Below are 4951 nucleotides of genomic sequence, written 5' to 3' on the forward strand. Positions count from 1 at the left end.
GCTAAGCGACTACCTTATCTCACAGGGGGCAACCCCCAACTACTTCCGGCGTTCTAGGGCTTAACTGCTGTGTTCGGCATGGGTACAGGTGTATCTCCTAGGCTATCGTCACTTAACTCTGAATGATTAAACATTCAAAATTGAACATCTATATTCTAACAAGTTAACCTTACGTTGTCAATATCTTTTGACTCTTTGGATAAGTCCTCGAGCTATTAGTATTAGTCCGCTCCATTGCTCACACAACTTCCACTCCTAACCTATCTACCTGATCTTCTCTCAGGGCTCTTACTGATATAAAATCATGGGAAATCTCATCTTGAGGTGGGTTTCACACTTAGATGCTTTCAGCGTTTATCCCTTCCCTACATAGCTACCCAGCGATGCCTCTGGCGAGACAACTGGTACACCAGCGGTAAGTCCACTCTGGTCCTCTCGTACTAGGAGCAGATCCTCTCAAATTTCCTACGCCCGCGACGGATAGGGACCGAACTGTCTCACGACGTTCTGAACCCAGCTCGCGTGCCGCTTTAATGGGCGAACAGCCCAACCCTTGGGACCGACTACAGCCCCAGGATGCGACGAGCCGACATCGAGGTGCCAAACCTCCCCGTCGATGTGAACTCTTGGGGGAGATAAGCCTGTTATCCCCAGGGTAGCTTTTATCCGTTGAGCGATGGCCCTTCCATACGGAACCACCGGATCACTAAGCCCGACTTTCGTCCCTGCTCGAGTTGTAGCTCTCGCAGTCAAGCTCCCTTATACCTTTACACTCTGCGAATGATTTCCAACCATTCTGAGGGAACCTTTGGGCGCCTCCGTTACCTTTTAGGAGGCGACCGCCCCAGTCAAACTGCCCGTCAGACACTGTCTCCGTAGATGATGAACCTACCGGGTTAGAGTGGCCATAACACAAGGGTAGTATCCCAACAACGCCTCCATCGAAACTGGCGTCCCGATCTCAATGACTCCTACCTATCCTGTACATGTGGCACAGACACTCAATATCAAACTGCAGTAAAGCTCCATGGGGTCTTTCCGTCCTGTCGCGGGTAACCTGCATCTTCACAGGTACTAAAATTTCACCGAGTCTCTCGTTGAGACAGTGCCCAAATCATTACGCCTTTCGTGCGGGTCGGAACTTACCCGACAAGGAATTTCGCTACCTTAGGACCGTTATAGTTACGGCCGCCGTTTACTGGGGCTTCAATTCATACCTTCGCTTACGCTAAGCACTCCTCTTAACCTTCCAGCACCGGGCAGGCGTCACCCCCTATACATCATCTTACGATTTAGCAGAGAGCTGTGTTTTTGATAAACAGTTGCTTGGGCCTATTCACTGCGGCTGACTCAAAGCCAGCACCCCTTCTCCCGAAGTTACGGGGTCATTTTGCCGAGTTCCTTAACGAGAGTTCTCTCGCTCACCTGAGGCTACTCGCCTCGACTACCTGTGTCGGTTTGCGGTACGGGTAGAGTATGATTAACGCTAGAAGCTTTTCTTGGCAGTGTGACGTCACTAACTTCGCTACTAAACTTCGCTCCCCATCACAGCTCAATGTTATAGAATTAAGCATTTAACTCAATTCACACCTCACTGCTTAGACGTGCACTTCCAGTCGCACGCTTTAGTTAGCCTACTGCGTCCCTCCTTCACTACATACTCTAGTACAGGAATATCAACCTGTTGTCCATCGGATACACCTTTCGGTCTCTCCTTAGGTCCCGACTAACCCAGGGCGGACGAGCCTTCCCCTGGAAACCTTAGTCTTACGGTGGACAGGATTCTCACCTGTCTTTCGCTACTCATACCGGCATTCTCACTTCTATGCGTTCCAGCGCTCCTCACGGTACACCTTCTCCACACATAGAACGCTCTCCTACCATACCTATAAAGGTATCCACAGCTTCGGTAAATTGTTTTAGCCCCGGTACATTTTCGGCGCAGGGTCACTCGACTAGTGAGCTATTACGCACTCTTTGAATGAATAGCTGCTTCTAAGCTAACATCCTAGTTGTCTGTGCAACCCCACATCCTTTTCCACTTAACAATTATTTTGGGACCTTAGCTGGTGGTCTGGGCTGTTTCCCTTTCGACTACGGATCTTAGCACTCGCAGTCTGACTGCCGACCATAATTCTTTGGCATTCGGAGTTTATCTGAGATTGGTAATCCGGGATGGACCCCTCACCCAAACAGTGCTCTACCTCCAAGAATCTTAATGTCGACGCTAGCCCTAAAGCTATTTCGGAGAGAACCAGCTATCTCCAAGTTCGTTTGGAATTTCTCCGCTACCCACAAGTCATCCAAGCACTTTTCAACGTGCCCTGGTTCGGTCCTCCAGTGAGTTTTACCTCACCTTCAACCTGCTCATGGGTAGGTCACATGGTTTCGGGTCTACGACATAATACTAAGACGCCCTATTCAGACTCGGTTTCCCTACGGCTCCGTCTCTTCAACTTAACCTCGCATCATATCGTAACTCGCCGGTTCATTCTACAAAAGGCACGCTCTCACCCATTAACGGGCTCGAACTTGTTGTAGGCACACGGTTTCAGGTTCTATTTCACTCCCCTCCCGGGGTGCTTTTCACCTTTCCCTCACGGTACTGGTTCACTATCGGTCACTAGAGAGTATTTAGGGTTGGGAGATGGTCCTCCCAGATTCCGACGGGATTTCTCGTGTCCCGCCGTACTCAGGATACTGCTAGGTATAAAGACTATTTCGAATACGAGGCTCTTACTCTCTTTGGCTGACCTTCCCATGTCATTCTTCTATAATCTTTAAGTCCATATTGCAGTCCTACAACCCCGAAGAGTAAACTCTTCGGTTTGCCCTCCTGCCGTTTCGCTCGCCGCTACTCAGGCAATCGCTTTTGCTTTCTCTTCCTGCAGCTACTTAGATGTTTCAGTTCACTGCGTCTTCCTCTACCTATCCTTAACAGATAGGAGTACTAGCCATCAGCTAGTGGGTTCCCCCATTCGGACATCTCTGGATCGTCGCTTACTTACAGCTCCCCAAAGCATTTCGTCGTTTGTCACGTCCTTCTTCGGCTTCTAGTGCCAAGGCATCCACCGTGCGCCCTTATTAACTTAACCTTATTTTTGGTCTTGCGACCTAAACTCTTTAAATATTTACAGCGTTTCGGTTTATTTTCTTGTTACTATTTGATATAGATATTCAATTTTCAATGTTCAATCTTAACACCCTTACAGTGTTAATGGAGCCTAGCGGGATCGAACCGCTGACCTCCTGCGTGCAAAGCAGGCGCTCTCCCAGCTGAGCTAAGGCCCCACAAGACCTCTCAAAACTAAACAAGACCAACGTACAGGTTTCCTTTTCCTTAGAAAGGAGGTGATCCAGCCGCACCTTCCGATACGGCTACCTTGTTACGACTTCACCCCAATCATCTATCCCACCTTAGGCGGCTGGCTCCTTACGGTTACCTCACCGACTTCGGGTGTTACAAACTCTCGTGGTGTGACGGGCGGTGTGTACAAGGCCCGGGAACGTATTCACCGCGGCGTGCTGATCCGCGATTACTAGCGATTCCGACTTCATGTAGGCGAGTTGCAGCCTACAATCCGAACTGAGACTGGCTTTAAGAGATTAGCTTGCCGTCACCGACTCGCGACTCGTTGTACCAGCCATTGTAGCACGTGTGTAGCCCAGGTCATAAGGGGCATGATGATTTGACGTCATCCCCACCTTCCTCCGGTTTATTACCGGCAGTCTCGCTAGAGTGCCCAACTGAATGATGGCAACTAACAATAGGGGTTGCGCTCGTTGCGGGACTTAACCCAACATCTCACGACACGAGCTGACGACAACCATGCACCACCTGTCACCTCTGTCCCGAAGGAAAACTCTATCTCTAGAGCGGTCAGAGGGATGTCAAGACCTGGTAAGGTTCTTCGCGTTGCTTCGAATTAAACCACATGCTCCACCGCTTGTGCGGGCCCCCGTCAATTCCTTTGAGTTTCAACCTTGCGGTCGTACTCCCCAGGCGGAGTGCTTAATGCGTTAGCTGCGGCACTGAGTCCCGGAAAGGACCCAACACCTAGCACTCATCGTTTACGGCGTGGACTACCAGGGTATCTAATCCTGTTTGCTCCCCACGCTTTCGAGCCTCAGCGTCAGTTACAGACCAGAGAGCCGCTTTCGCCACCGGTGTTCCTCCATATATCTACGCATTTCACCGCTACACATGGAATTCCACTCTCCCCTTCTGCACTCAAGTTAAACAGTTTCCAAAGCGTACTATGGTTAAGCCACAGCCTTTAACTTCAGACTTATCTAACCGCCTGCGCTCGCTTTACGCCCAATAAATCCGGATAACGCTCGGGACCTACGTATTACCGCGGCTGCTGGCACGTAGTTAGCCGTCCCTTTCTGGTAAGTTACCGTCACAGTGTGAACTTTCCACTCTCACACTCGTTCTTCTCTTACAACAGAGCTTTACGATCCGAAAACCTTCTTCACTCACGCGGCGTTGCTCGGTCAGGGTTGCCCCCATTGCCGAAGATTCCCTACTGCTGCCTCCCGTAGGAGTCTGGGCCGTGTCTCAGTCCCAGTGTGGCCGATCACCCTCTCAGGTCGGCTATGTATCGTCGCCTTGGTGAGCCGTTACCTCACCAACTAGCTAATACAACGCAGGTCCATCTCTTAGTGATGCAATTGCACCTTTCAAATCAACATCATGCGATATCGTACTTTTATGCGGTATTAGCTATCGTTTCCAATAGTTATCCCCCGCTAAGAGGCAGGTTACCTACGCGTTACTCACCCGTTCGCAACTCATCCGCTCGGTGCAAGCACCAAGCTTCAGCGTTCTACTTGCATGTATTAGGCACGCCGCCAGCGTTCATCCTGAGCCAGGATCAAACTCTCATTAAAATAATTGTTTGTCTTAAACTCATTCTGTCACTGACAGATTTATTGTTTTTTATTGTTC

Annotated in this window: 1 tRNA gene and 3 rRNA genes; all 4 read right to left on the reverse strand. The window is 49.9% G+C overall.

Going from position 1 to position 4951, the window contains the following annotated elements:
* The 4 genes from rrf to SPADD19_RS10740 all read right to left on the reverse strand — a co-directional run bounded on the left by rrf (nt 1) and on the right by SPADD19_RS10740 (nt 4893).
* Nucleotides 1-116: ribosomal RNA gene (gene rrf, locus SPADD19_RS10725) — 5S ribosomal RNA — on the reverse strand.
* A gap of 79 nt (nt 117-195) precedes the next feature.
* Nucleotides 196-3095 (reverse strand): 23S ribosomal RNA (locus SPADD19_RS10730).
* 123 nt (nt 3096-3218) lie between these two features.
* Nucleotides 3219-3291 (reverse strand) — tRNA-Ala (locus SPADD19_RS10735).
* A gap of 53 nt (nt 3292-3344) precedes the next feature.
* Nucleotides 3345-4893 (reverse strand): 16S ribosomal RNA (locus SPADD19_RS10740).
* The 16S, 23S and 5S rRNA genes sit together here with 1 tRNA gene alongside, the layout of an rRNA operon.
* Nucleotides 4894-4951 lie beyond the last annotated feature (58 nt).

It is taken from the genome of Streptococcus parasanguinis (assembly GCF_001578955.1).
Classification (GTDB): Bacteria; Bacillota; Bacilli; order Lactobacillales; family Streptococcaceae; genus Streptococcus; species Streptococcus parasanguinis_U.